General features: G+C 40.6%; 2 protein-coding genes. Both read right to left on the reverse strand.

Annotated elements, in window-relative coordinates; translation table 11 throughout:
- Positions 1–393: 393 nt before the first annotated feature.
- Positions 394–1734 carry a leucine-rich repeat domain-containing protein gene (locus DB42_RS10445; protein ID WP_052436018.1) on the reverse strand — a complete coding sequence of 447 codons (1341 nt, stop codon included), beginning with the start codon at positions 1732–1734 and terminating at the stop codon, positions 394–396.
- A 521-nt stretch (positions 1735–2255) separates the two neighbouring features.
- Positions 2256–2604, reverse strand: a 349-nt coding sequence (locus DB42_RS05765; protein ID WP_044882133.1) for a leucine-rich repeat domain-containing protein, incomplete at its 5' end; no start/stop codon positions are given.

Here is a 2604-nt window from a genome sequence, read left to right on the forward strand (position 1 = left end):
TCGCTTTTTTTTCAGATAGATTCACGGAAAGGGGGAAGACCTTCTAAGCATTTAGGAGCAGCCATGGGTTTTTGGGATTAAGTGACGCGGCAATTTTGGTTTGGCTAAAAGAATGAGTTTGAGGAAAACGGCTCTTTTTGATGCCTTGTCTTAATTCTTCCAACGAATGATAGAATACAATACACCAGTTTCTTCCTGTCAAGGAAAGTTATTCTCCCAGCATAGCAATCTGCAGAAAAAGAGAGAACCTTCTTGTCGTTATAAATGTGTAGGTCAGTTTAAACTTGCTTAGTTGCCGGAAGGAAAAACCGATTACTTCTTTAAAGATAAGATGGCTAAAAGTTTTTTATTTCATTTTAGCTCACCCCAATTTAAAAAGTATTTACAACCATTCTACAATTTAAAACGCTGCCTTATTTTTTCGGCGATATCTTTCAAAGGATTTTCCGCTAATTCAAGCTTGGTAAGTTGAGGCAGCTGCCCGATTTCTACAGGAAGGCTGGTGAGCTGGTTTTGGCTTAAATCAAGCCCTCGTAACTGAGACAGCTGCCCGATTTCTACAGGCAGACTGGTGAGCTGGTTTTGATTTAATTCAAGCCTTCGCAGCTGAAACAGCTGCCCAATTTCTGCAGGCAGGCTGGTGAGCTGGTTTTGGCTTAAATCAAGCCATCGTAACTGAGACAGCTGCCCGATTTCTGTAGGCAAAGCGGTGAGCTGGTTTTGATTTAAGTGAAGCGTTTGCAGCTTAGACAGCTGCCCGATCTCTGCAGGCAGAGCGGTGAGCGGGTTTTGATTTAAGTAAAGCCCATGCAGCTGAGACAATTGCCCGATTTCTTCAGGAAGGCTGGTGAGTTGGTTTTGATTTAAGTAAAGCCCATGCAGCTGAGACAATTGCCCGATTTCTGCAGGCAGACTAGTGAGCTGGTTTTGATTTAAGTGAAGCCATTGCAGCTGAGACAATTGACCTATTTCTGCAGGAAGGCTGGCAAGCTGGTTTTGATTTAAGTCAAGGGTTTGCAGCTGAGATATCTGCCTGATTTTTGCAGGCAGACTGGTGAGCTGGTTTTGATTTAAGTAAAGCGCTTGCAGATTAGACAGCTGCCCGATTTCTGCAGGCAGACTGGTGAGTTGGTTTTGATTTAAGTGAAGCATATACAGCTGAGGCAATTGGCCTATTTCTGAGGGTAAATAAGTCAAGCCTGCTCTAGATAAATCCAAAGCCGTGATGCTTTTACAATTTTCTGCAATCCAATCTCTAAGAAGCTCTCCTTTTTTTCCTAGAGGCAAGTGCTTAATTTCTTCTCGGTTCAAGTATTCTTCCTCACCAGGAAGTTTTTTCCAAAGTAAAAGGCGATTAATATTTACAAGATAGGAAGAGTAATTAGCCAGCGTTAAGCCTCTTTTTTCTTCTGTTTTCCATTTAAATTCCAAAGGAGAAAAAGACTTGGTTAAAGTAAAGATTTGCCTAAAGATTGCATTTACCTTTGCTGCTTCAGAAAGCTTTTCTTCTAGCTTATAAATCCTATCTACAATAAGAGCCTGTTCCTTAACATTTCCTTGAGGAACATGCACTTTACCTATTTGCTTATAAAGAGGGGGCATGACTTCAGTAGCCAGCAAATGATGCCATCTTTTACAGACGCTAAATAAGGAAGGAACTACGCAAGCTTCTAAGATAGGGAGTAGCAATTCATTCGGCAAGCTTTCAATAGATGTCGATGAGATAGGATGCATTTTATTTCCTTGGGTAGTGATAACTTTTCAGCATTATTATTTTTTAAAGATAATATAAAAAAAATTAAAAAAGCAAGTCAAGCGAATTCGTATCCTTATCAATGAAAATAACTCACAGATAATCTACCTCGCTTTTTTTTCAGATAGATTCACGGAAAGGAGGAAGACCTTCTAAGCATTTAGGAGCAGCCACGGGTTTTTGGGATTAGGTGACGCGGCAATTTTGGTTTGGCTAAAAGAATGAGTTTGAGGAAAACGGCTCTTTTTGGTGCCTTGTCTTAATTCTTCCAACGAATGATAGAATACAATACACCAGTTTCTTCCTGTCAAGGAAAGTTGTTCTCCTAGCATAGCAATCTGCAGAAAAAGAGAGAACCTTCTTGTCGTTATAAATGTGTAGGTTAGTTTAAACTTGCTTAGTTGCCGGAAGGAAAAACCGATTACTTCTTTAAAGATAAGATGGCTAAAAGTTTTTTATTTCATTTTAGCTCACCCCAATTTGAAAAGTACTTACAACCATTCTACAATTGAAAACGCTGCCTTATTTTTTCAGCGATATCTTTCAAAGGATTTTCCGCTAATTCAAGTGTTTGCAGCTGAGACAATTGCCCGATTTCTACAGGAAGGCTGGTGAGCTGGTTTTGATTTAAGTAAAGCCTTGTCAGCCGAGGCAACCGCCCGATTTCTGCAGGTAGAGCGGTGAACTGGTTTTGATTTAAGTCAAGCCCTCGCAGCTTAGACAATTGCCCGATTCCTGTAGGAAGACTAGTGAGCTGGTTTTGGCTTAAGTTAAGCCATTGCAGCTTAGACAGCTGCCCGATTTCTGCAGGCAGAGCGATGAACTGGTTTTGATTTAAGTGAAGCCATTGC

The sequence above is a fragment of the Neochlamydia sp. EPS4 genome (genome assembly GCF_000813665.1).
Classification (GTDB): Bacteria; Chlamydiota; Chlamydiia; order Chlamydiales; family Parachlamydiaceae; genus Neochlamydia.